Source organism: Gilliamella sp. B2772 (assembly GCF_026536985.1).
In the GTDB taxonomy this organism is placed as follows: domain Bacteria; phylum Pseudomonadota; class Gammaproteobacteria; order Enterobacterales; family Orbaceae; genus Gilliamella; species Gilliamella apicola_E.
On sequence record NZ_JAFNNB010000004.1, the window covers coordinates 50,141 to 73,309 of the forward strand.

Sequence of the window (23,169 nt, forward strand, 5' to 3'; positions counted from 1 at the left end):
TAAACAGGTTAGATTAATTCTAGGGTCTATTATCTGTGTATTTATAAAAATCAATAGCTAAAAAAGCACATGCTTTACCCTTTAGTTATCGCTTTTAGATTGTTATCTTTGTGATAATTTAAGCGGTAATTTTATTAAGATGAATATAATTAATATGATGAACAGTATCGAGGCTTTTAATCCGGCAACTAAATTGGATTTTTCTTCGAATCAACAGGTAAGTAAAGAGCAAAATTTTGTTGCTGAATTAAAAATGGCTTTAGATAAAATTAGCCAAACTCAAATTGAGGCAAGTAAGCAAGCTAAAGCTTTTGAAATGGGTGAACCTAATGTTTCATTAAATGAAGTAATGGTTAATATGCAAAAGTCTTCGGTTTCTTTGCAATTTGGCGTACAAGTTAGAAATAAGTTAGTAGCGGCGTATCAAGAAATCATGAATATGAATGTTTAATTTATTAATTATTCTATTTGTTTAAAAATCGTCATTCATCAACTGCCAATTTTTATCAAAAATTGGCTTTCATCTATTTTGTTAAAAAGATTGTTAAAAAGTCAGCCTATTATTCACCTTTTATAACTTTATCCAGTTTAAATTAATAATAAAAAAAGTTTGAGGAGCGGGGTTTTTGGCACTTTAAAATCGCTAAAAACCCCGCTCCTCAATTATTTTTAGTCTATTTTTTTGATTACTTAGTGAATTATGCTAGGTTGGCAATTTTTTGGTAACTGTCTATTTTAGTTTGATAATTAACCTGCTCGCCAATGAGTCTGGTAAGTTCATCATGCCGTAGATGTATTAATTGTTCTAATTGCTCTTGATAACCCAAAATATTATTGATATACATTCGAATCATATCTTGCTGTGGTGATGGTATCGTATCAATTAGTTGGATATCTTTAGATAATTGGTGGTATTGAGCTTGCCAGCTGATTAATAATTCCCAGTTTTCTTTTTGTGCATTAATTAGCATTTGCTCAACAACATAATTAAGCTTTTCATATTGTTCTAATAATAAATTATTATTTAAAACTGATATTCCCATAACTATGCTATCTCCCGCCAAGCTTGAGCAATGTTATCAAGCAAATTAAAACAGACTTGCAGTTTGTCTTTATCATTATGTAAATTGGCTAAAACCAACTGCTGACTGATGTATTGATATAATTGATCTAAATTTTCGGCAATTTCACCACCTTGCTCTAGATCAAGTGAACTCTTAAGTCCATTATCTATAATATTAATTGCTTTCGAAATGGCTTGCCCTTTGCCTGCAATATTCCCTTTTTCTATATATAACTCAGCTAAACGAATAGCATTAAGTGCGCCCTCGAATAATAAAACAATAAGCTGATGTGGCGAAGCCTGATTAACACTCGTTTCTAAATTAACTTGCTTATAAGCTTGAACTCCCATTTTTATATTCCTTATTTTTTCATGTTCGCCATCATTTCGAATTGCGTGGTTAAGTAATTGCTCATACCATTTAATTCATTGATCAAGATATCTAATTTAGTAAACTGCACGCGATAACGTTCAATAGTTTGGTCAATAGAGTTGTTAACTTGATCATAGCGTTTATCTAATGATTTTAAGGTTGAGTTTAAGCCGTTAGTTGCGGTATCAATCATACCATCACTATCAATGAAGCTACTCACTTTGGCACATACTTCGTTAGCTATGCCTGTCGTTTCACCATCACCAATAAATAGCATGGCGACTGCTTCACTGTTTTCTTTGAGGGCTTTTTCTAATTCGTTTTCTTTAATAATTAGCTTGCCATTACTATCCATATTGATACCGATTTGAGCCAATACAGAGATTTCACCAGCTTGACCTTTCGAAAAGATAGATCGGATACTTTGATCTATATTACGTAGTGTTGAATCACCAACCAGTGGTCCATTATTACTATTTAATTCATCTGAATTGGCATCACTAGCAGTAAATTGAGTTAAGGCTGATATCGTTGATTGTAATTGATTAAATGCCTCCACCCACTCTTTAAGTGCCTCTTGGGTTTTTTCGTTATCCGCGGTAATAGTTAAATTTTGCGATGTGGTGGTTACTGCTTTTAAAGTGATATCAACGCCAGGGATGACATCTTTAACGGTATTTGATGCACTATTGACGGTAATACCATTAAAACTAAATTTAGCATCTTGCGCTTTAGCGATTTCGCTCATTGCTGATGAATCAGCTTGATTAATATCAAAACCAACTAATGAATTGAGTTTTTCATCATCGGATGATATTGAAGTTATAGTTTGTTGTTCACCTGTTTCTTTAGATGTGATAACCAGTTGATAGCTATCGGTTCCTGAACGAACAATTGTGGCATTAACGGGAGATTCACTGATTGAACCATCTTCATTAACCACTTTAGCTTGGTTAATTGCATTTGCGATTGATTCTAAGGATGTTTCATCTTTACCTAAAGTGACATTTAATTTTTGACCATTAGCTTGTTCGATGGTGATTGTTCGCGTTTCATTATTGTTACCTAACGCTGTTTGTTTATCGTTTATTGTATTAGTAGCAACGCTGTGTGAGCTAGCAAGTTGTTGCACACTCACTGCATAATTACCTAATTGAGCATTGCTACTTACGTTAGTAGTAAAGTAGTTGTCATTGCCCGATACCGTTCTAGCTTGGAACAGCTCTTTTTTTTGTAGTTTTGCTGTTGCGCTATTAAATGTTGATAATGCACTTTTTAATTTGCCAAAACCGCTTATTTTATTATTAATTGTTTTTTGCTGTGCTTTTATTGGCGTAAGACGGTTTTTTTCTACCGCTTCTAATTGATCTAATACTTCATTTAAATCAATACCAGAACCAATCCCCAATATACTCATTGCCATGTTTTATTATCCTATTATAAATTCTTTCATCTCTTGTTTTATCGACTGATGTAATAAAAAGTTTAGATATTTTTATTAATAAATAATTAGGTTTTGGCAATGCATATATTGCTAGACGATTTTATCTATTCAAAAACCAGTTATTTATTCAGTTATAAATGTTATATCCATATCAATTTTGCACTGTAAAAAGATGTAGGTGATATATTGCTACTGGAGTAATAAATTATCTTTTTAATCAATGAACTTTGATATTTTAGAGTGTTAAAAGCTAAATGTTTTTCTAAATGGTTTTAAGGATGGCGGTCGTAATTTAAAAATAAAATTAAGTAATGATCTTTCTAATATAATTTCTATTATTAGTAAATTTATTGCAATTATTTAAATAGATAGGAGTTTAGACAATTTTGCCGCGGCCTTTATTAAATAAGGCTATCAACTGTTTTTTACCGATTAATTTACATATAAAAATGTATTAGGACCTCTGATCGTTTTATCAAACTTAATTAGTTATTCGGTTTTATTCGACGACATAAAATAAAAATTAAAAAAATATTAAAGTTTCTTTTTTTAATACCGATAACTAAATCATCAGCAAAAGTATTGAATAATATTTTCAATATCTCGTTGATCTAACTAATCATATTAAAGGAGATAAAAATGGCACAGGTAATTAATACCAATACTATGTCTTTAATGGCAAGAAACAATCTGAATAATTCTCAAAGTGTTCTTGGAACTGCAATTGAGCGTCTATCATCAGGTATGCGTATCAACAGCGCTAAAGATGATGCGGCAGGTCAAGCAATCGCTAATCGTTTTTCTTCAAATATTCGTGGTTTAACTCAAGCTGCACGTAATGCAAATGACGGTATCTCTTTAGCTCAAACAACTGAAGGTGCATTAAACGAAATTAATAACAACGTTCAACGTATTCGTGAATTGACTGTTCAAGCGGCAAATGGTACAAACTCTCAAAGCGATTTAGAATCAATTCAAAACGAAATTGATCAACGTTTAGAAGAGATAGACCGTGTATCTAAACAAACTGATTTCAATGGTACTAAAGTATTATCTGCTGATAAAACACTTAAAATACAAGTGGGTGCAAATGATGGTGAAACTATTGAAATCAATTTGAAAAAAATTGACAGTACTGAACTCGGTTTAGCTTCATTTAATGTTTCTTCAAGCCCAACAGCAGATCCTTTAAAAACACTTGATGCTGCATTATCAAAAATTGATGAATTACGTGGTGAGCTTGGTGCGGTACAAAATCGTTTTGAGTCAACTGTAACTAACATCAACAATACAGTAAATAACTTAAGCTCAGCGCGTAGCCGTATTGAAGATGCAGATTATGCTGAAGAAGTATCTAATATGACTCGTGGTCAAATTTTACAACAAGCAGGTACTTCAGTATTAGCACAAGCTAACCAAGTACCTCAATCTGTACTGTCTTTATTACAATAAAGTATATCTCTAGAATTTTACTTTAATTTTTATACTATAGTAATAATGGTATTTTTTAATACCATTATTGCTAATAATGTTAATTACCTATTTTTTAATACTTTATTCTTGCCATTAACTCAGTCAATTATCGTCATAATATTCCTTAGCATTTTTTACAATGGTTTAGGAAATGAGTGATAACCTGTATAACTCTCAGGGTGTAGTGAATCAAATCGATTGGCAACAATATATCTATTTAGTTCGTAATGAAGCGTTGAAATTAGCTGTTCGTTTACCAACGACGATTGAGCTTGATGACTTGTTACAAGTTGGTTATATCGGTTTATTAGAATGCATAAAACGTTATGATGCAGCACAAGGTTATACTTTTACTACATTTGCTATTCCTAGAATAAAGGGAGCAATGTTAGATGAGTTGCGTAGTCGTGACTGGCTACCAAGGCAAACACGAAAAAAAATTAAAGATGTCACTAACGCCATTAATGAATTGGAACAAATTTTAGGTGTCCCACCTAATGATCACCAGATAGCTGCACATCTGCAATTGTCTCTTACTGAATATCGCAAGGTGTTATTAGATTCAAATTATAGCCAAATCTGTTCTTACGATGAGATACAAAAAAAACTCGGCGATAATTTGGATGCACTGATTGAGCTTGATTCCGATAACAATCCTTTTGCTTTTATTATTAATGATGAAATTCGCAATATTATTGTTCAACAAATTGATAACTTACCTGAAAAAGAAAAAATGGTTTTAGCGCTCTATTATCAAGAAGAGTTGAATTTAAAAGAGATTGGAAAAGTGTTAGATATTAGCGAATCTCGCGTAAGTCAATTACATAGCCAAGCAATAAAACGAATACAAAGTAAAATTAATATATAAAAAACAGAATAAAACAGTAAAACATGAAAAAATAAATTGAAAATAAATCGAAATGATTTTTTTATTGACCTTTTGCTTTTAAAAATGTAACTTTAAGTGAAAAAAAACGAATTAAGATATTTTTTACTGATTTCGCATTTTTTTATGCGAGAAAAATATAAATTTTGGTGAGTAAATTGGGAAATATACAAGAAGACGATATTTTGAAATGTATACATCATTTAAATCTTTCAACGCTTTTATTAAGCCAAAGAATGATAGAGAAAGATAAAGTGATGGCAATGTATCGATTAGGAATTGATGAAAAAACCGCTGATATTTTGAGTAATTTAAGTGCTTCTCAAATGTTGGTTTTATCTGAAACCAATCAATTAACGTTTCAATTTCGATTTAAAAATTCAGCAATGATGGAAAAATTAACTGAAGAGTCTCGCGTTAGTGATATAAAGCAGATGCATACAGGGATTCTTCTATCAAGCTTACTTTTAGATTCTATTAATAAGTAGGTAAATGATAAAAATGAGTAGCAAAAGCATTATCCAAAAATATAAAGAAGTCCAATTAGCTATTCGATTAATTACACTCGGCGCTAGAATTCAAATGTTGGAAAGTGAAACCAATTTAAGCCGTGGAAAGCTGATTAAATTATATAAAGAAATCCAAGGATGCCCACCACCTAAAGGTTTACTTCCTTTTTCTACCACGTGGTTTATGACTTGGGAGCCTAATATTCATTCAAGCATGTTTTATAATGCTTACCGATTTTTAGTCAAGCATGGTACTAAATCTGGAGTTCATGCAATTGTTAAAGCTTATCAACTTTATTTAGAGCAATGTTCCCTTCATCACGATGAAGAGCCGGTTTTAGGCTTAACTCGTGCATGGATTTTAGTTAAATTTGTTGAAAGTAATGTTATGCAGCAATCGTGTTGCAAAGAGTGTAAAGGGCGATTTATTACACACGCTTACCAGCCACATAATAGTTTTGTTTGCAGTTTATGCCAACCGCCATCAAGGGCCGAAAAAAATAATAAAACGCATAAAGAAAGCCAAGCAAAATGCTTACAAGTTTTATCAATACCTAGTGCATTCAACTTAGTCACCGCAAATCAGGTAACGGTTTAGATAAGCAATTAATTAAAAAAGTTTAGTTACATTTTATAGAGATAAAGGAAAGCCAATGCTAATAATTATAGGATATATTGTTGTTATCGCTTCTGCTTTAGTTGGTTATGTGCTAAGTGGAGGGTATTTGGCAGTACTTTTTCAACCATTAGAGTTTCTGATAATTGGTGGTACAGCTATTGGTGCTTTCATTGTAAGTAATGAAAAGAAAGCAATAATTGCTACACTTAAATCGTTAGGTAGTTTATTTAAAACATCAAAATATAATAAAACTCTTTATTTAACATTAATTAATTTAATGTACACCATTTTAACTAAGATACGCCAAAATGGAGGATTATCTATAGAAGAAGATATTGATAATCCAAAAGAGAGTGAGTTATTTAAAAAGTATCCACTTATTCTTGCCAATCCACAAATATGCGATTTTATCACTGATTATTTACGTTTAATGATTAGCGGAAATATGGAAGTTTATGAAATTGAAGCATTAATGAATGAAGAAATTGAGACGTATACCCATGAGTTAGAAAAACCTGCAGATGCGATTTCTAGTGTGGGCGATGGGTTACCTGCTTTTGGGATTGTGGCTGCGGTTATGGGAGTGATTAACACATTAGCACAAGCAGATAGGCCTGCTAGCGAGTTGGGTGAACTTATTGCACATGCTATGGTTGGAACCTTTTTAGGAATTTTACTGGCTTATGGGTTTGTTTCGCCACTAGCTGCTTTATTAAGACAGAAGAATGCTGATACAGTAAAAATTTTAGAATGTACTAAAGTTATTCTTATTGCCAGTATGCATGATTATGCTCCACAGATTTGTATTGAATTTGGTCGAAAAACTATTTTTTCGCATGAGCGACCATCTTTCTTTGAATTAGAAAAATATATTCAAGAAGTGAAAGATAAAAATGCTAACCCAACAGAAAATAATGAATAATGAAAGATAAGCCAGTAAGAATAATTATTTCTAAAAAAAAGTCAGGGCATGGCGGTGGCCATCATGGTGGTTCGTGGAAGATTGCTTATGCAGATTTCATGACTGCTATGATGGCACTTTTTTTAGTCATGTGGTTGATAGCCAAATCCAGCCCGCAAGAATTACAAGGAATTGCCGAATATTTCAGAACGCCATTAATACTAGGTCAAAATGGTGGTAAAAATATTAGCGATAGCGAAAGCCCTATTCCTGGTGGTGGCGATGATGTCAGTAAAAGTTTGGGCGAAGAGCAACAGAGCATAATAAATGAACAACCAATAGATCCCAATGTAGTTGAAAGAAATCAATTGATCGAAACTGCTCGTAAAATTTATGAGGCGTTTGAACTTGATCCTCGACTGCAAAAATTAGCTGCTAATCTTATTGTTGAGCTAACTGAAATGGGGTTAAGAATTCAGATTTTAGCAACTGATGATAAACCAATGTTTGATGTTGGTAGTGCAGTTATTCATCCTAATATGCAAGAAATTCTTCACGCTCTAGCACCAATAATAAACGATTTACCCAATAAGATGACCTTATCTGGGCATACTGATGAGCGCCAGTATATAACAGGTGATAGAGGTTATAGTAACTGGGAATTATCTGCTGATAGAGCAAATTCATCAAGACGAGAACTTATCGCTGCTGGATTAGATTCAAGCAAAATTATTCGAATTATTGGTTTAGCTGATACGGTAGGTTTAAACAATCCTAATTATAGTAAAGATGCTAATCGCCGTATTAGTATTTTAATTTTGAATAAGTCAGCTCAAAAATATATTGAAGATGAAAATACAATGACGGGAATAGATTTTTTAAAACAAGCAACTAAATCTGAAAAATAGCATTGGAATTACACAGGTTAAGCCTGTTAAAAAATTAAATTTCAATTATTTTCTAAAAATAACTAAAGTTTTATCTTTTTTATCCGATATAAGAATAACCCTTTAAGTTAATAATTTGATTATTGACTAAATATATTTAGGAGCTTTTATGTCAAATTCATTGATGAATACCGGTATTAGTGGATTAAATGCTGCGCAAAATATGCTTAATGTTATAAGCAATAATATCAGTAATGCGCATACCGTTGGTTACAATCGTCAACAACAAATTTTGCAACAAGCAAATGGCACTAAATATAATTATGGTTTTGTTGGTAACGGTGTATCTGTATCATCAGTTAATCGGGCATATAATAGTTTTGTGGTTGGTCAATTACGTCAATCTCAATCACAAAATGGCTCTATAAAGGCTTATTACAATGAGTTGTCAAAAGTCGATAATTTATTAGCGGAGAATGATAATAGTATTTCCTCGCAACTAAATAGTCTGTTTGCAAGTTTAAATAAACTTTCTTCAAATGCGGGTGATGCTGCTTCCAAGCAAACAGTCATAAATGATCTTAGCTCGTTAGTCAGCCAGTTTAATAAAACGGAATTGAATTTAAAAAATCAGATTGCCAATATCAATACTGAAATTGTTAATAATGTTGATACTATTAACTCTTATACCCAACAAATTGCTGATCTTAACCAAAAAATAGCAAGATTACAGGCAGTAAGTGGTGGGCATGAGCCGAATGCATTGCTTGATGAGCGCGATCAACTGGTTAATGAATTAAGCGAGATGATAGGCATCACTGTTACTGAGCAAAATGGACAATACAATATTTCACTACCTAATGGTTTAAGTTTAGTGCAAGGGTCATCGGCAACTCAGTTATCTGTACAGCCTTCTAAAGATGATCCTGCTTTAAATACAATTATTTACACCCATAATTCTGGTGCGACTCAAGAACTATCAAGTCAAAATATCGCATCAGGCCGATTAAATGGATTATTAGCTTTTCGTGATGGACCACTCCTAGAAGCTCGCAATCAATTAGGTTTGATTGCGTTAAATCTAGCGGAACGATTTAATGAAGTACATATGTCAGGGGTTGATATTAATGGCGATCCAGGTCAGAAATTATTTGATTATCATAGCCCAACTAGTATTGCTAACGCCCAAAATCAAGGTAATGCCACTGCTAAAATTAACTATAACTCAGTGACAGACGTCAAAGCATCTGATTATAAAATTGAGTTTAATGGTAACGATTGGGTCGTAACCAGATTATCTGATAACAAGCAAATTACCCCTCAAGTTGAAGATGGTAAGTTGTTGTTTGATGGGTTATCTATTGAAATAAATGGTGATCCAGTAGCGGGTGATAGTATCTTACTTAAACCTGTTGCAGATGTAGCATCATCACTCCAGCTACTAGTTAAGGATGTCAACAAACTAGCAACAGGTATTAATGATGATGAAAATGGTAATGGCGATAATCGTAATGTAGCTAAATTGCTTGATATACAAAATGAAAAATTAATTAATGGCACTAAAACGTTAAATAGTGCTTATAACGCCTTAGTTAGTTATGTGGGAAGTGAAACACAGACAGCTAAAATTTCAGCGCAATCTAGTCATAATATTACTCAAGAAATTTATGAGCAAAATCAATCAATATCAGGCGTTAATATTGAAGAAGAATATATCTCTATGCAGGTTTATATGCAGTATTACCAAGCTAATGCAAAGATTATTGATGCGGCAACCACAATATTCGATACCATTTTAGGTTTAGCTAAATAATAGAAGGGTTTAAATATGCGTGTTAGTACTAATGCAATGTATCAAAAAAATTTAACGAGTATTTTAAATACCAACAGTAAATGGCAAAAATCAGGATTGCATTTAGCAACCGGTAAAAAAATCTTATCACCTTCTGATGATCCTATGGGGTCATCGCAAGCATTAATTTTAAAACAGGCTCAATCAAGAAATACTCAGTATCAATCAGCTCGTGAAAGTGTTAATAACTCGTTAAGTCGCCAAGATACAGTACTAAAAGAAGCTAATACTGTCATCCAATCAATTCAAGAGACACTAGTTTATGCGGGTAATGAGACGTTAAACGATGAAAATAGACGTGACTTAGCCAATAAATTACAAGGACTAAAAGATCAATTAATTTCGTTAGCTAATGCTAAAGACACTAATGGCAATTATATCTTTGCTGGAAATAAAAATGATACACCTCCTTTTGTTGTGGATGAATCAGGTAAAGTTAATTATGTCGGTGGTTCTACAACGATTAATATTTTTATTGATGATACGCGTGAAGTGTCATTAAGTTTTACTGGTGATCAGATTTTTATGTCAGGCGCCAATAGTTCTGTGGAAAGTGATGTTTTTGCTAGCATTGACTATGCATTAGAAGTACTGCAAATCGGTTTAGATGATAATGACCCTGATGCGATTACGCAATTCAGAGAAGGTTTATCGAAAGCTAGTCAAGGCGTTGATAATTCGTTTGAAAATATCTCAACAGTTAGGGCTGCAGGTGGTAATGTGTTGGCGGAAGTTGAACGATTAACTGCACTAGGTAAAACCTTGGACATTGATTTTCAAACACAAATTAGTCAAATCGAAGATGTTGATTGGTATGAAGCCATTGCAGATTATGTGATGTTACAGGCGAATTTACAAGCAGCTCAATATACTTTTATGAATATGCAAAATATGTCCTTATTTCAAATGAAATAACTTTCTGTCATCACTTAGTTAAATCGTTAATAAACAGGAGGCTTATGCCTCCTATTTATTAACTTCATTAAAATTTAGTTAATTTATTTAGTTATTATTTAAAGGCAATTTGTCTAAAACCTGATATTGATTTTTGCGGTGTATTTCTAGCAATTTCTTCAATTCGACTAATAATTTGAATTAACTTTTCGCTATAGTTAGGATCGGTTGCATAGTGTGCATCTTGCAGTGCTTTGGCTGCGGTTCTTGCATCAGGTGCGTTAACAACGGCACGATAACGTGGGCTTTTGGTAAGTAAATCAAGATAATCTGTTAATGCATGTTGTTTACTTTTATAAACTCTAAATTCATCTTGAATCTTAACCATATTGTTATTTAAAAATTCTCGTGTTGTTAACCGAGTTGAATTGCCTTTCCATGATGATGTCGCTTTTATGCCAAAATAGTTATGACTTGGTTGATTGTCGGCTGTTTTTATCTGCTTTTTACCCCAACCTGTTTCTAAGGCCGCTTGTGCAATGATAACCTCATAAGGAATACCTGACATTTTGGATGCCTTTTTAGCTGGTTCAAACCACTCGACTATAAATTGCGTGATATGGTCTTTATCAGAATCATTAACTGCTGGCGGTAATGGTTTGACGTTAGTATTCGTTAATTTATTCGTTTGCTGGTAAAGCATTTGACCTAATGCCGCAGGCGATGAATTTGAATCACTAAATAAAGATTGTGCTAATTCTATATTATTAGCCTGAGATTGTGGGGTAATAGATCTATTTGGCTGATTATTTAATTGTTTGGCAATAATATTGGCAAGACCTAATCCTTTACCGGCGGTCTGTTGAGCAATTTGCTGATCAAACATTGAGGTAAATAACTGCATTGCAGATTGATTAAATAATCCACCATTAGGAACGGCTTTTCGCATAGATTGCATCATCATATTGACGAATAGTGTTTCAAACTGATCGGCAACTTGCTTGACACTTTCACTTGATCCACTAACAGCGTTACGCCTTAATTGGCGAATGCTCGAAAAATCATAAGCAAAGCGATTAATAGACTGATTAACTAGGTTTTTCATAATAATTATGCTTTAAATCGTTTCTAATGCAGCGTGCAAACAACCTGCGGTTTTTAATGCCTCAAGTATCGACATTAATTCTGTTGGATTTGCGCCTAATAAATTAAGTGAGCTAATTACTCGGTTTAAATCAGCGCCAGAAGCTAAATTATGTAATGCTCCGCCATCTTGTTCGATGCTGACCTCATCATCAGGAACAACTACGGTTTGTCCTCCGGCTAACGGAGTGTTAGGCTGGCTAACTTTTAATTTGTTATTGACCACCACAGACAAATTACCATGAGCAACGGCACAATTGTCTAATTGAACTTTTTGATTCATCACCACCACGCCAGTGCGTGTATTAATGACTACTTTTGCTGAAATTGGTGAAGCACTAATTTGTAGGTTTTGAATCTTCGATAATAATTTAACTCTTGCCTGACTATCTTGTGGCATGTTCAATTTAACCGTCATACCATCTAAAGCAACTGCGATATTTTTTTGTAGCTTGTTAATTGCTTCAGCGATTTTTGATGCCATGGTAAAGTCAAAATGGTTAAGGTGTAAGTGAATGGAACTTTTTTCATCTAAGCGGGTTGTTAATTCCCTCTCAATTGTCGCTCCACTCGGGATAGTTGCACCAGCCATTTGATTAACTGTTACACTACTGCCTTTGCTGCTTGCGCCCATACCACCAACAAAAAGATTACCTTGAGCAATGGCATAAACTTGATTGTCGGCACCTTTCAATGGCGTCATAATCAATGTGCCACCGCGAAGGCTTTTGGCATTACCTAATGAAGAGACAACCACATCAATTTGTTGCCCAACTCGTGCATAAGATGGTAATTTAGCAGTAACCATTACCGCAGCAACATTCTTTAATTGCATGTTACTACCTGATGGTACGGTAATACCTAATTGCGAAAGCATGTTGGTTATACTTTGAATGGTAAATGGTGTTTGTGAAGTTTGGTCTCCAGTACCATCTAGCCCAACAACAATTCCATAGCCTACTAAGGCGTTTTCACGCACGCCTTGAATAGTTACTAAATCCCTTATTTGTTCGGCATAACTATAGGGCGTGCCCACTATCATTATTAAAATAATAAAAGTTCGTAATATATTAAGCATAATCAGATTCATTAAAATGGTGAAAGATTAAAAAACAGGCGTTGTAACCAACCCATAGTTTGAGCTTCATCAATGTAGCCATTACCTACATATTCAATGCGAGCATCGGCAACTTGAGTTGAAATAACGGTATTGTTACCACTTATTGTCCTTGGGTTAACAACGCCTGAAAATCGAATAAATTCTGTTCCCTGATTTATTGCAATTTGTTTTTCACCAATTACTTTTAAATTGCCATTAATCATGACATCTTGAACGGTGACGGTGATGGTTCCACTAAATGTATTTTTTGCATTAGCGCCACCAGAACCTTTAAAATCGTTACTGCCTGAGATATCAGTATCTACTTTGCCTCGACCAACTAATCCATCTAAAAAGTGAGGAACAGTTTTTACACCTAAATTTACCCCACCATTACGACCAGCATTAATAGATGAACTTTTACTCGCACTCACATTTTCTTGTAATACAATAGTTAATACATCACCAATATTGCGAGGTCTACGATCTTCAAACATTGGTTGATAGCCAAAACTACTTGGTTGTGATGCTTGATATATTGAGCCGCTTGAATTAACAATTTCTGGCATTTGAGGAACAATACTGGTTTGCCCTTCAACTAATGCCTTTTTAGGTAATTGGCTACAACCGACTAATAACATCATTACTAAAATATAAAGATATCTCATTATCATAGTTTTATAACTGATTTAAACGTTGCAACATTTGGTCAGACGCTGATATTGCTTTACTGTTAATTTCGTAAGCACGTTGTACTTGAATCATATTAACTAACTCTTCTGCAACATTTACGTTAGAGGTTTCGATATAACCTTGATACAGCAATCCAGCACCATTTAATCCCGGTGTATTTTCAGTTGGAGCACCGGAGCTTTCGGTTTCTAAATAGAGATTTTCACCAACACTTTCTAATCCAGTATCATTAATAAAAGTATGTAATGTTAATTGACCAACTTGCACTTGAGTTGATTGATTGGCTAAAGTCACACTAACAATACCATCCCGTGCCACGGTCATTTTTATCGCATTTGATGGAATGTTGATGGTTGGTTGAATTTCGTAACCAGCAGCAGTAACTAATTGACCATTTTGGTTAACTTGAAAAGCGCCACTTCGAGTATAAGCTAGCGTTCCATCAGGCATCAGAACTTGGAAAAAACCTTGTCCATTAATAGCGATATCACTGCTATTATCAGTTAATTCTAAATTTCCTTGGCTATGGATTCGTTCGGTAGCTACAGGCCTAACACCGGTACCAATTTGTAATCCAGAGGGTAGTGTTGTTTGTTCAGATGATTGAGCACCAGGTTGACGAATAGTTTGATATAACAGATCTTCAAAAACAGCACGTTGGCGTTTAAAGCCACCAGTACTAACGTTGGCTAAATTATTGGAAATTATATCCATATTCATTTGTTGTGCAGTTAGCCCAGTTTTTGCAATCCATAATGATTTAATCATTGCTTTTTCCTATTTTAATTATGTTAACGATAATATTTGATTGGCTCTTTGTGCATTTTCATCGGCAGTAGTAATTTGCTTCATCTGCATTTCAAATTGACGAGAATGGCTAATCAAATTCACCATTGCAGTAACAGGATTAACATTACTGCCTTCTAATACTCCAGACATTAGTTTTGCGTTAGGATTATCTTGTAATACTGCACCACGATTGTTAACAGTTGTTGCATGAAAAAAACCGTCATCGCCACGTACCAACTCATTAGGTTCAAGGTGAACTTTCTTTATTTTTCCAACTTGAGCAATGGTTGTGCGTTTATCACCTGCACCTAACGCTGATAAAGTTCCGTCGGCACTGATACTAACCTGTGAACGCTGAGGAACTGTTAATACGCCATTATCACCAAGCAATGGATGACCTTGGATATTAAGTGTGCCATTTTCATCAATTTGAATCGCACCGTTACGAGTATATGCTTCACTACCATCAGCTAACTGTACAGCTAGCCAATCATCTTCTGATAAAGCAACGTCTAAATCTCGCCCAGTGTAATTAAATGCACCCATTGTTGAATCATAGGTAGGCGTGGTTGCTGCAACCATGGTCCTTGTTGGCATACTATTACCCACAATAGGAACGGCTTTCATTGCCGCTAATTGAGCACGAAAGCCTACTGTTGATACATTAGCTAAGTTATGACTGGTTATGGATTGTTGATTTAATGTTTGGCTTGCACCAGACATGGCAGTATAAATAACGCGATCCATAAATATTCCTTAAATTATCTTAAATTAACTAATGTATTAAGAATTTGATCTTGTGTCTTAATGGTTTGAGAATTAGATTGATAATTACGTTGAGCAACAATCATATTGACTAATTCTTGGCTCATATCGACATTAGATGATTCAACGGCACCACTGGCTAATGATCCAAAAGTACCTGTATTGGCTGAGCCTAATACTTCACCACCAGAATTAAGTGTTGAACGCCAGTTATTATTCCCTGCTGACTCTAATCCATTAACATTGGCAAAATCAGCCATGGCAATTTGACCTAATAACATGGTTTGTTGGTTGGAATAAACACCATAAATAGTGCCATCATTGTTAATACTATAACCAACTAAATCACCTGCTGCATAACCATCTACGATAGGCGTTTTTATGCTACCGACTTCTTTACCCATATTTTGTTGCGTACTGTTTGCAAGTGATAATGTAAAGCTATTATCTTCTGATCCATTTATGCCATTAATATTGATAGTCATTTCTGGATCACTGATTAATTTGCCTGATGAATCAAATTCCATTTTTCCTAATGCTTGTAGAGTTGCATTAGGATCGCTACTATCAAGGTAATGAACATCCCATTGGTTATCTGCTGTTTTTACATAAAAAAGCTGAACATTACGTTGATTACCTAATGAATCATAAGTGGTGATAGTGGTTGAATAATTGAATGTGTCAGCATCTGTTGCATTAATGGGTTGTTTTTCAGGAACTTTACTATTTGAATTTAGATTTGTTTGCAAAGCAGCTTTATTGGTTGCTGATGCATTTAACATTTCTTGTGAAATTTTTAATGGGCCTGGTGCTGAACCTTGTTGAATTTGTGGTGGAGTACCTGTCGCAAGATAACCAGTCAAGTTGAAACCGTCAGCAGATACGATATTACGTTCAGCATCTAATTGAAACTGACCATTACGGGTATAGTAGATTTGTCCACTACTATCAACTAATCTGAAAAATCCATTACCTGAAATCGCTACATCTAAACTGTTGTTGGTTGAGGTTGTTGTGCCGTCATTAAAATTTTGCATAACAGCAGCAACTTTAACACCCATCCCTACTTTTGAACCGGCATAGATATCAGCAAATGAAATACTAGCACTTTTAAAGCCAACTGTTGCAGAATTGGCAATATTATTACCAATAACATCTAATTGTTTAGAAGCGGCATTCATACCACTGATTGCTTGAGAAAATCCCATATAAACTTATTCCCCTTTAAAGAATTTGACGCACTTCGTCAATACTAATTGAACCAAGTATCCCTAAATCAAGTAATACTTTATTATTAACTTTGCTATTAATTACTCCGTAAACAACAGAGTAAGCTAATGGTATTGATGTGACTTTTTGCCCTTCGTAAGTAGCATTCACTGAAAACGTGTAGCTACCATCTGGAGCTAAAGTTCCATCGTTAAGTTCTCCATCCCAAGTAAAAGAGCTAACACCAGCAGGGATGGAACCAAGATCAACTTCACGTACAACATTACCATTTTCATCTTTTATGGTGATGACCACCGAATCAGCATCACGCATAAGTTCAAAACCAAATGGTGTAGTAATGGTTTCTTTTTCACTTTCTGAACCTTCTACTTCTGATGTTGCGACTAATATTTTATTACCAGGAACCATAACGCCTTTACCAATCATATTGCTCGCATTGACTGATAAACTATCGTCAATCTGGCCTGAAACCATACCTAACGTTGTATTAAGTCGTTCAATGCCTGCTAATGTATTAATTTGCGCCAATTGCGAGGTTAACTGACTATTATCCATTGGATTAGTTGGATCTTGATTCTTCATTTGGGCAATAAGTAATGTTAAAAAGTTATCTTGTAATTCCTGACTAGAATTACCATCAGATGAACCTTTCCTCACTGCTTGTGGACTAGCCATATTTGACGATTCTGAAACTGGTACATTCGAAATACCCATGAATTAAGCCCCTTTATTGCCCTAAGGTAAGTGTTTTAAGCATTAAGCTTTTTACGGTATTAATGACTTCCACATTTGCTTGGTAGCTACGAGATGCTGAAATGGTATTGACCATCTCTGCCACTACATCTACATTAGGTTTTTGAATGTAACCTTTCTCATCAGCTAAAGGGTGCTTAGGGTCATAGACTAAATTCATTGGTGATGGGTCTTCGATGACCTCAGATACTTTTACTCCAGCTACGCTATTGGGATAATTATTATCATCGACTTGGAAAATAACTTGTTTAGCTCGATAAGCTTGACCTGAAGTACTTGTAACACTATCAGCATTTGCTAAATTACTCGCACTAACATTCATTCGTTGAGTTTGTGCCATTAAGGCAGAACCAGAGATAGAAAAAATAGAGAAGCTCATAATGGTTATCCTTGCTGTAATACGGATATTACATTTTTAAATTGTTCACCTAAAAATGTTAAATTACTTTGATAATGGATACTGTTATCCATAAAAGCTGTTCTTTCTTGATCCATTTCAACAGTATTACCATCAGCAGATGATTGATAAGGAATGCGATACAGAAGTTGATAATCTGCTGAGCCGATGGTTTGGATATGCTTTGCTGATGTTATATTAAGCTTTATATTATTAAGCGTATGTTGATTATTGATAGCTTTTTTTAATTCAATATTAAAATCAATATCTCTAGCTTGATAATTAGGTGTATCACTATTGGCAATATTGGTCGCAAGTATATTTTGTCGTTTTTCACGAACATTTAATGCTTGTTGATGAAAGTTAACAAAAGTATCTAATTTATTTAGCATAAAATCATCTCATCTTTTTTTATGTAGAGAATTTTAAGCAAATCAAAAAAAAATCATCGTATAAATAACGATAAAAATTGCCCTTATTTCAACATTCAATAAATAAGCTGATAAAGTAAAATTTAGTTATCAATAATGTTGTGAACAAATATGTCTCAGTTTATAAAATATCTAAGCCTTTTAGGTGTGTTGTGTAGCTCAAAAATAGCTTTGGCTAACTCAATGGAAAAACAGATTAGTGATCTAATCTATCAACAAATTAGCGAAGCTAATATTGATAATATTGCTATTGATTACCTCACTTTGAAACCTCAGTTAAATTGTGATTCACCAACATTTGCGATTTTAAATAAAAATAAGCATTGGGGTAATTTAACTATTACTGCTAAATGTGAAAACATTACTAAATATATTCAAGTTTATGTTGCTGTTACTGGGAGTTATGTTATGGCGAATCAGCCGATAAGTGCAGGAACATTAATGACAGAGCAGCAAGTGAAAATGCAATCTGGGCGGTTAGATAAATTACCACCTGCTGTAATTTTGAATAAATCAGAGGTTATCAATCATATTGCTTTAAGAAATATTAATAATGGTGAGCCTATTAAAAATTCAATGTTACAAAAAAATTGGCATGTTAAAGCAGGTCAAACAGTAAAAGTAATTGTTAATGGTGAGGGGTATTCAATTGCTGCTAATGGCAAAACACTAAGCAATGGTGCCTTGGGTGAATTAATAAATATCAAACTTAATACAGGTAATATTGTTCAGGGTGTTGTTACAGAAAAAGGTATCACAATTTTAAACAAATAAAATTAATGATTTTCTGATTTTTGCCGATAATTAGATTAAACCTCCCCTATAAACCTCAACGTTAATTGAAGGAATTTTATGAGTATAGATGCAACAAAAATGGTTACCGCCGTATCAGGGGTACTTAATCGTATAAATGAGCAAAATAAAAAAACTAATGCATCTGTGCAAAACTCAAGTAACTTAACGTTGAATGTTAAGTTAAGCCAAAATACTATAGCATTGTTGCATTCAACTGAAAATGATATCGATATTAGTAAAATTGAAAAGATAAAACAGGCCATTACTGAAGGTAAATTAGTGATCAATCCAAATAAAATTGCCGATGAAATTATTAAGCAAACTTTCGAAAATATTGAAATCTAATTGATTTTGAAGGAATGTCGTCATGTTAGAATTAGATAACATTTTTAATAATGTAACAGTTATGTTACAAGCCCTGTCAGATATTTTAGAAGCTGAACAACAAATATTATTTAAAAATAATTCAGTAAATCAATTGAGTGAAATTATAAACCAAAAAAGCCAATTACTTATTGAGTTAAAATTACTTGATGAAAAAAGACTAAAAGTTAGTCAGCAATGCAATATTCAATCACCTTATAGTGAAAAACAAGAGTTAGCATTAAAATGGCAAGCTATCACAAAAATGACTCAGCGATTAGCTCAAATCAATCGGGAAAACGGAGTGCTTATTCAAAATCGAATGAACGTAACGCAACATTCAATAGATTATTTGAAAAGCATGAATAATCCTGCTGTTTATACCCATAATGGTTATCAACAACCAGAAACTATTTCATCTAAACGCGCTAAAGTTTAATCATTTTGAAGTTGTTTTACGGTAAACGAGATAAATAACTATTAAATTAGGGTCTTATTAAGCCAATAACTTTATCAAGTTGCGTTCATACTGTGCTGTAAACGGTAATTAGGCAATAAAATTGATTTAATTAAGATATGGCTGATGATAGTGATCTAGATAAAAGCGAACAACCCACCGACAGCAAATTAAAAAAGGCCAAGGAAAAGGGACAAATCCCACGATCTCGCGAGTTAACATCGTTAATTATTTTGTTGGTTAGTATCCTATTATTTTGGATGATGGGCAGTCATTTTGTTGCTAATTTAAAAACAATTATTCAACACGCTATGTTGGTTGCATACCGAACAGATGATGATAAACAAATTATTTTCAATTTAATTAATTTATTAACCGCTGGATTTTGGTCGATTTTACCTATTTTTTTCGGATTAGTCATTATTGCCATCATTGCACCTATGGGAGTTGGTGGTTTACTTTTTAGTTTGCAATCAATTAAACCAAATTTTGGTAAATTGAATCCGATTAGCGGATTTAAAAGAATGTTTAGTATTCGAATTTTTTCAGAGTTATTTAAAAGCCTGCTTAAAGTTGTTTTAATCGGTTTTGCCGTTACATTGTTTCTAATCAATCAATTTCCAAATATGCTTTCGCTGCCAAATATGTATTTAAATAGTGCATTATCTAACGTTATGCAACTGCTTATTTATTCAGGAATATTAACTATTTTAGCTTTAATTCCTATGGTTGGATTTGATATTTTTTATCAAATCTGGAGTAATTTAAAAAAATTAAGAATGTCTAAACAAGAGATTAAAGACGAGTTCAAGGAGCAAGAAGGTAATCCACAAATTAAAGGCCGCATTCGCCAGATGCAACAAGCAATAGCAAGACGTCGAATGATGAAAGATGTACCAAAAGCCAATGTTATTATCACTAACCCAACTCATTATGCGGTTGCACTACAATATGATGATAAAACTATGTCTGCCCCTAAACTGATAGCTAAAGGTACCGACAATATCGCTATCAAAATTAAAGAAATTGCCCAAGAGCATCGCATTCCACAATTAGAGGCTCCTCCTCTCGCTCGGGCTTTATATCGCTATGGTGAAATAGGACAAACCATTCCAGCCGAACTCTATGCTGCCGTTGCGCAAATTTTAGCCTGGGTTTATCAATTAAAACGTTGGCATAAACATGGTGGTGATAAGCCTCAAAAACCAACGAATATACCGATCCCTGAATCTTTATCCGTGAATGAGTAAAAGTAAATCTCTATGATGAAATCAAAATTAGCTAATTTATTATCAGTAAATCTATCAAAAAGTGGTCATTATCGAATTTTAACAGGGCCAATGCTTATTTTATTGATTCTTTCAATGATGGTATTACCTTTACCTGCATTTATATTGGATCTGTTTTTTACTTTTAATATTGCATTATCAATTATAATTTTGATTGTTGCCTTGTTTACTAAGCGGGTTTTAGATTTTGCAGCGTTTCCTACCGTTCTGCTTTTTGCAACGTTATTACGACTATCTCTAAATGTTGCTTCAACTCGGGTTGTACTGTTAAAAGGTCATACTGGTAGTGATGCAGCAGGTAGAGTTATTGAGGCTTTTGGACATTTTTTAGTGGGCGGTAATTTCGCTATTGGCATTGTTGTCTTTATTATTTTAGTGATTATCAACTTCATGGTAATCACTAAAGGTGCTGGTAGGATAGCTGAAGTTGGTGCTCGCTTCGCATTGGATGGTATGCCGGGTAAGCAAATGGCAATTGATGCTGATCTCAATGCTGGATTAATTGGTGAAGATGAAGCCAAAGCACGGCGCGCGGAAGTTACTCAGGAAGCCGATTTTTATGGCTCAATGGATGGTGCGAGTAAGTTTGTACGTGGTGACGCCATCGCTGGATTACTAATTATGGCCATAACCATTGTTGGTGGATTATTAGTTGGGGTAATGCAGCATGGTATGACATTTTCTGATGCGAGTAAAACCTATGTATTATTGACTATTGGTGATGGTCTAGTTGCACAAATCCCTTCACTGATTATTTCTACCGCTGCGGGTGTAATTGTGACTCGGGTTACCTCACAAGAAAACATTAGCGATCAAATGCTCAAACAGTTATTTAATAATCCTCAAGTATTAATATTAACTGCGGTTGTTATTGGTTTGCTTGGACTTATTCCAGGGATGCCAAATTTAGTATTTTTAATGTTTACTGCGGTATTATCAGTAATTTCTTGGTGGTTAACCAAACAAAAGAAAGTTGAGAAATCAGTTGCCGCTCCACCCAAAAGTGTTGCAGCGCCAACAAATATTGACGCTTCATGGTCTGATGTCAATATTGAAGATATCTTAGCGATGGAAGTTGGATACGGGCTCATTCCTATGGTTGATCAAAACCAAAATGGTGAATTACTTGGTCGAATTCGTAGTTTGCGTAAAAAGTTTGCGCAAACATTAGGCTTTCTACCGCCTCAAGTTCATATTCGCGATAATCTCTCGTTATCACCTTATCAATATAAAATTTTTATAAAAGGTGGTGAAATTGGTCAAGGCCAAATTATGAATAATAAATGGTTAGCGATCAACCCCGGCACAGTAACCGAAACTATCGAAGGCATTGAAACTATTGAGCCGGCTTTTGGTTTACCTGCTGTTTGGATAGATGAAAATGACAAAGAAAATGCACAAATATTGGGTTACACTGTTGTTGATACTAGTACCATGATTGCCACCCATTTCAATCATTTGTTACATCAATTTGCCAGTGATTTATTGGGACGATTAGAGACACAAGAATTATTGGATCGAATAAAGCAGGATATTCCTAAATTAGTCGAAGATTTTATTCCTGACGTAGTGCCTTTAACTACTTTTCATAAAATTCTACAAAACTTACTTTCTGAAAAAGTGTCGATTCGTGATATGCGCACAATTATTGAGACGATTTGCGAACAGGCACCAAATCAAAATGATGCCTATCATTTACTCAGTATTGTTAGAATAGCGCTAGGGCGTGTGATTACCCAACAATGGTTTCCTGGGACGGAACCGATAAGAGTAATTGGATTAAATATTGATTTAGAAAGAATATTACTGCAAGCTTTGCAAAATACTAGTAATGTTGAACCGGGACTAGCAGAACATATTCTTCAACAACTCAAACAAGCATTAAATCAGCAAGATGCAATGGGAGCGCCGCCTGTTTTATTGGTTAATCACACATTAAGAGCTATGCTCTCTCAGTTTTTAAGACCTAATTTTCCTCAATTAGCCGTGTTATCTAATTTAGAAATACCTGATAACCGAAAGATCCAAGTGACATATCAAATTGGCAGTGAATTATGATAAATT

26 protein-coding genes are annotated in these 23,169 nt (G+C 34.1%); 14 read left to right on the forward strand and 12 right to left on the reverse strand.

The genetic code is table 11. The annotated features are described in order from the left end of the window. Positions 1-157 precede the first annotated feature (157 nt). On the forward strand, positions 158-451 hold the full coding sequence (fliE, locus tag J3T98_RS09190) for a flagellar hook-basal body complex protein FliE (protein WP_416380056.1): 294 nt from the start codon (positions 158-160) through the stop codon (positions 449-451). Between the two features lie 247 nt (positions 452-698). On the opposite strand, the gene fliT is transcribed toward fliE, so the two are convergent. Genes fliT through fliD form a run of 3 tightly spaced genes read right to left on the reverse strand, consistent with a single transcriptional unit; the run spans position 699 to position 2,859 of the window. Continuing rightward, positions 699-1,043, reverse strand: a complete 345-nt coding sequence (fliT, locus tag J3T98_RS09195) for a flagellar protein FliT (RefSeq protein ID WP_220225472.1) — start codon at positions 1,041-1,043, stop codon at positions 699-701. 2 nt (positions 1,044-1,045) lie between these two features. Further along, positions 1,046-1,414 carry a flagellar export chaperone FliS gene (gene fliS, locus J3T98_RS09200; RefSeq protein WP_065561862.1) on the reverse strand — a complete coding sequence of 123 codons (369 nt, stop codon included), beginning with the start codon at positions 1,412-1,414 and terminating at the stop codon, positions 1,046-1,048. Between the two features lie 11 nt (positions 1,415-1,425). Beyond that, positions 1,426-2,859 carry a flagellar filament capping protein FliD gene (gene fliD / locus J3T98_RS09205; RefSeq protein ID WP_267362680.1) on the reverse strand — a complete coding sequence of 478 codons (1,434 nt, stop codon included), beginning with the start codon at positions 2,857-2,859 and terminating at the stop codon, positions 1,426-1,428. Positions 2,860-3,519: 660 nt separating this feature from the next. Here fliD and J3T98_RS09210 point away from each other — a divergent pair. The 8 genes from J3T98_RS09210 to flgL all read left to right on the forward strand — a co-directional run bounded on the left by J3T98_RS09210 (position 3,520) and on the right by flgL (position 10,922). Beyond that, on the forward strand, positions 3,520-4,332 hold the full coding sequence (locus tag J3T98_RS09210) for a flagellin (protein ID WP_065562537.1): 813 nt from the start codon (positions 3,520-3,522) through the stop codon (positions 4,330-4,332). Positions 4,333-4,504: 172 nt separating this feature from the next. Further along, positions 4,505-5,221: an RNA polymerase sigma factor FliA gene (locus tag J3T98_RS09215; RefSeq protein ID WP_267330844.1), complete on the forward strand. Its 717-nt coding sequence runs from the start codon at positions 4,505-4,507 to the stop codon at positions 5,219-5,221. 185 nt (positions 5,222-5,406) lie between these two features. Beyond that, positions 5,407-5,727 carry a flagellar transcriptional regulator FlhD gene (gene flhD, locus J3T98_RS09220; RefSeq protein ID WP_141673924.1) on the forward strand — a complete coding sequence of 107 codons (321 nt, stop codon included), beginning with the start codon at positions 5,407-5,409 and terminating at the stop codon, positions 5,725-5,727. A 13-nt stretch (positions 5,728-5,740) separates the two neighbouring features. Next, positions 5,741-6,346 carry a flagellar transcriptional regulator FlhC gene (gene flhC / locus J3T98_RS09225; RefSeq protein ID WP_081299485.1) on the forward strand — a complete coding sequence of 202 codons (606 nt, stop codon included), beginning with the start codon at positions 5,741-5,743 and terminating at the stop codon, positions 6,344-6,346. A gap of 55 nt (positions 6,347-6,401) precedes the next feature. Next, positions 6,402-7,289 (forward strand): flagellar motor stator protein MotA, encoded by an 888-nt coding sequence (motA, locus tag J3T98_RS09230; protein ID WP_065733614.1) that lies wholly within the window; start codon positions 6,402-6,404, stop codon positions 7,287-7,289. Beyond that, entirely contained in the window at positions 7,289-8,176 is an 888-nt protein-coding gene (gene motB, locus J3T98_RS09235; protein ID WP_267332179.1) for a flagellar motor protein MotB, read from the forward strand. The genes motA and motB overlap by 1 nt, the downstream gene beginning before the upstream one ends. Positions 8,177-8,324: 148 nt before the next feature. After that, positions 8,325-9,968, forward strand: a complete 1,644-nt coding sequence (flgK, locus tag J3T98_RS09240; protein WP_267362681.1) for a flagellar hook-associated protein FlgK — start codon at positions 8,325-8,327, stop codon at positions 9,966-9,968. Positions 9,969-9,983: 15 nt separating this feature from the next. After that, positions 9,984-10,922 carry a flagellar hook-associated protein FlgL gene (gene flgL, locus J3T98_RS09245; protein ID WP_220225467.1) on the forward strand — a complete coding sequence of 313 codons (939 nt, stop codon included), beginning with the start codon at positions 9,984-9,986 and terminating at the stop codon, positions 10,920-10,922. 94 nt (positions 10,923-11,016) lie between these two features. Here flgL and flgJ read toward each other — a convergent pair whose 3' ends face one another. From flgJ to flgB, 9 genes are read right to left on the reverse strand one after another with little or no spacing between them, the layout of a single operon-like run. After that, positions 11,017-12,006, reverse strand: a complete 990-nt coding sequence (gene flgJ, locus J3T98_RS09250) for a flagellar assembly peptidoglycan hydrolase FlgJ (protein WP_267362682.1) — start codon at positions 12,004-12,006, stop codon at positions 11,017-11,019. A 12-nt stretch (positions 12,007-12,018) separates the two neighbouring features. Beyond that, positions 12,019-13,122: a flagellar basal body P-ring protein FlgI gene (locus tag J3T98_RS09255; RefSeq protein WP_267362683.1), complete on the reverse strand. Its 1,104-nt coding sequence runs from the start codon at positions 13,120-13,122 to the stop codon at positions 12,019-12,021. A gap of 11 nt (positions 13,123-13,133) precedes the next feature. Further along, entirely contained in the window at positions 13,134-13,811 is a 678-nt protein-coding gene (locus J3T98_RS09260; RefSeq protein ID WP_081299484.1) for a flagellar basal body L-ring protein FlgH, read from the reverse strand. Positions 13,812-13,821: 10 nt separating this feature from the next. Continuing rightward, complete coding sequence (gene flgG, locus J3T98_RS09265) at positions 13,822-14,604, reverse strand: flagellar basal-body rod protein FlgG (RefSeq protein ID WP_065562527.1); 783 nt, start codon at positions 14,602-14,604, stop codon at positions 13,822-13,824. Positions 14,605-14,622: 18 nt separating this feature from the next. Then, complete coding sequence (locus J3T98_RS09270; protein ID WP_267362684.1) at positions 14,623-15,372, reverse strand: flagellar basal body rod protein FlgF; 750 nt, start codon at positions 15,370-15,372, stop codon at positions 14,623-14,625. A gap of 14 nt (positions 15,373-15,386) precedes the next feature. After that, the gene (gene flgE / locus J3T98_RS09275) at positions 15,387-16,598 is read right to left on the reverse strand and encodes a flagellar hook protein FlgE (RefSeq protein WP_065562525.1); all 1,212 of its coding nucleotides are present in this window, start codon (positions 16,596-16,598) and stop codon (positions 15,387-15,389) included. A 16-nt stretch (positions 16,599-16,614) separates the two neighbouring features. Further along, on the reverse strand, positions 16,615-17,334 hold the full coding sequence (flgD, locus tag J3T98_RS09280) for a flagellar hook assembly protein FlgD (protein WP_267362685.1): 720 nt from the start codon (positions 17,332-17,334) through the stop codon (positions 16,615-16,617). Between the two features lie 13 nt (positions 17,335-17,347). Beyond that, the gene (flgC, locus tag J3T98_RS09285; protein ID WP_370632647.1) at positions 17,348-17,755 is read right to left on the reverse strand and encodes a flagellar basal body rod protein FlgC; all 408 of its coding nucleotides are present in this window, start codon (positions 17,753-17,755) and stop codon (positions 17,348-17,350) included. Positions 17,756-17,757: 2 nt separating this feature from the next. Next, positions 17,758-18,162: a flagellar basal body rod protein FlgB gene (gene flgB, locus J3T98_RS09290; protein ID WP_267337178.1), complete on the reverse strand. Its 405-nt coding sequence runs from the start codon at positions 18,160-18,162 to the stop codon at positions 17,758-17,760. 150 nt (positions 18,163-18,312) lie between these two features. On the opposite strand from flgB, the gene flgA reads away from it, so the two are divergent. From flgA to flhA, 5 genes are all read left to right on the forward strand, one after another. Continuing rightward, the gene (gene flgA / locus J3T98_RS09295; RefSeq protein WP_267357884.1) at positions 18,313-18,975 is read left to right on the forward strand and encodes a flagellar basal body P-ring formation chaperone FlgA; all 663 of its coding nucleotides are present in this window, start codon (positions 18,313-18,315) and stop codon (positions 18,973-18,975) included. A gap of 78 nt (positions 18,976-19,053) precedes the next feature. Continuing rightward, positions 19,054-19,341, forward strand: coding sequence for a flagellar biosynthesis anti-sigma factor FlgM (flgM, locus tag J3T98_RS09300; RefSeq protein ID WP_267362686.1), 288 nt, complete (start codon positions 19,054-19,056; stop codon positions 19,339-19,341). 22 nt (positions 19,342-19,363) lie between these two features. Next, positions 19,364-19,798 carry a flagella synthesis protein FlgN gene (locus J3T98_RS09305; RefSeq protein ID WP_065562519.1) on the forward strand — a complete coding sequence of 145 codons (435 nt, stop codon included), beginning with the start codon at positions 19,364-19,366 and terminating at the stop codon, positions 19,796-19,798. A 137-nt stretch (positions 19,799-19,935) separates the two neighbouring features. Further along, complete coding sequence (gene flhB / locus J3T98_RS09310) at positions 19,936-21,066, forward strand: flagellar biosynthesis protein FlhB (protein ID WP_267330837.1); 1,131 nt, start codon at positions 19,936-19,938, stop codon at positions 21,064-21,066. A 15-nt stretch (positions 21,067-21,081) separates the two neighbouring features. Further along, entirely contained in the window at positions 21,082-23,163 is a 2,082-nt protein-coding gene (gene flhA / locus J3T98_RS09315; RefSeq protein WP_416380649.1) for a flagellar biosynthesis protein FlhA, read from the forward strand. Positions 23,164-23,169 lie beyond the last annotated feature (6 nt).

Bases quoted from the DNA above. Each gene is read 5' to 3' on its own strand.
- fliE (WP_416380056.1), top strand. From the start codon at position 158: ATGAACAGTATCGAGGCTTTTAATCCGGCAACTAAATTGGATTTTTCT.
- fliT (WP_220225472.1), bottom strand. From the start codon at position 1,043: ATGGGAATATCAGTTTTAAATAATAATTTATTATTAGAACAATATGAA.
- fliS (WP_065561862.1), bottom strand. From the start codon at position 1,414: ATGGGAGTTCAAGCTTATAAGCAAGTTAATTTAGAAACGAGTGTTAAT.
- fliD (WP_267362680.1), bottom strand. From the start codon at position 2,859: ATGGCAATGAGTATATTGGGGATTGGTTCTGGTATTGATTTAAATGAA.
- J3T98_RS09210 (WP_065562537.1), top strand. From the start codon at position 3,520: ATGGCACAGGTAATTAATACCAATACTATGTCTTTAATGGCAAGAAAC.
- J3T98_RS09215 (WP_267330844.1), top strand. From the start codon at position 4,505: ATGAGTGATAACCTGTATAACTCTCAGGGTGTAGTGAATCAAATCGAT.
- flhC (WP_081299485.1), top strand. From the start codon at position 5,741: ATGAGTAGCAAAAGCATTATCCAAAAATATAAAGAAGTCCAATTAGCT.
- motA (WP_065733614.1), top strand. From the start codon at position 6,402: ATGCTAATAATTATAGGATATATTGTTGTTATCGCTTCTGCTTTAGTT.
- motB (WP_267332179.1), top strand. From the start codon at position 7,289: ATGAAAGATAAGCCAGTAAGAATAATTATTTCTAAAAAAAAGTCAGGG.
- flgK (WP_267362681.1), top strand. From the start codon at position 8,325: ATGTCAAATTCATTGATGAATACCGGTATTAGTGGATTAAATGCTGCG.
- flgL (WP_220225467.1), top strand. From the start codon at position 9,984: ATGCGTGTTAGTACTAATGCAATGTATCAAAAAAATTTAACGAGTATT.
- flgJ (WP_267362682.1), bottom strand. From the start codon at position 12,006: ATGAAAAACCTAGTTAATCAGTCTATTAATCGCTTTGCTTATGATTTT.
- J3T98_RS09255 (WP_267362683.1), bottom strand. From the start codon at position 13,122: ATGCTTAATATATTACGAACTTTTATTATTTTAATAATGATAGTGGGC.
- J3T98_RS09260 (WP_081299484.1), bottom strand. From the start codon at position 13,811: ATGAGATATCTTTATATTTTAGTAATGATGTTATTAGTCGGTTGTAGC.
- flgG (WP_065562527.1), bottom strand. From the start codon at position 14,604: ATGATTAAATCATTATGGATTGCAAAAACTGGGCTAACTGCACAACAA.
- J3T98_RS09270 (WP_267362684.1), bottom strand. From the start codon at position 15,372: ATGGATCGCGTTATTTATACTGCCATGTCTGGTGCAAGCCAAACATTA.
- flgE (WP_065562525.1), bottom strand. From the start codon at position 16,598: ATGGGATTTTCTCAAGCAATCAGTGGTATGAATGCCGCTTCTAAACAA.
- flgD (WP_267362685.1), bottom strand. From the start codon at position 17,334: ATGGGTATTTCGAATGTACCAGTTTCAGAATCGTCAAATATGGCTAGT.
- flgB (WP_267337178.1), bottom strand. From the start codon at position 18,162: ATGCTAAATAAATTAGATACTTTTGTTAACTTTCATCAACAAGCATTA.
- flgA (WP_267357884.1), top strand. From the start codon at position 18,313: ATGTCTCAGTTTATAAAATATCTAAGCCTTTTAGGTGTGTTGTGTAGC.
- flgM (WP_267362686.1), top strand. From the start codon at position 19,054: ATGAGTATAGATGCAACAAAAATGGTTACCGCCGTATCAGGGGTACTT.
- J3T98_RS09305 (WP_065562519.1), top strand. From the start codon at position 19,364: ATGTTAGAATTAGATAACATTTTTAATAATGTAACAGTTATGTTACAA.
- flhB (WP_267330837.1), top strand. From the start codon at position 19,936: ATGGCTGATGATAGTGATCTAGATAAAAGCGAACAACCCACCGACAGC.
- flhA (WP_416380649.1), top strand. From the start codon at position 21,082: ATGAAATCAAAATTAGCTAATTTATTATCAGTAAATCTATCAAAAAGT.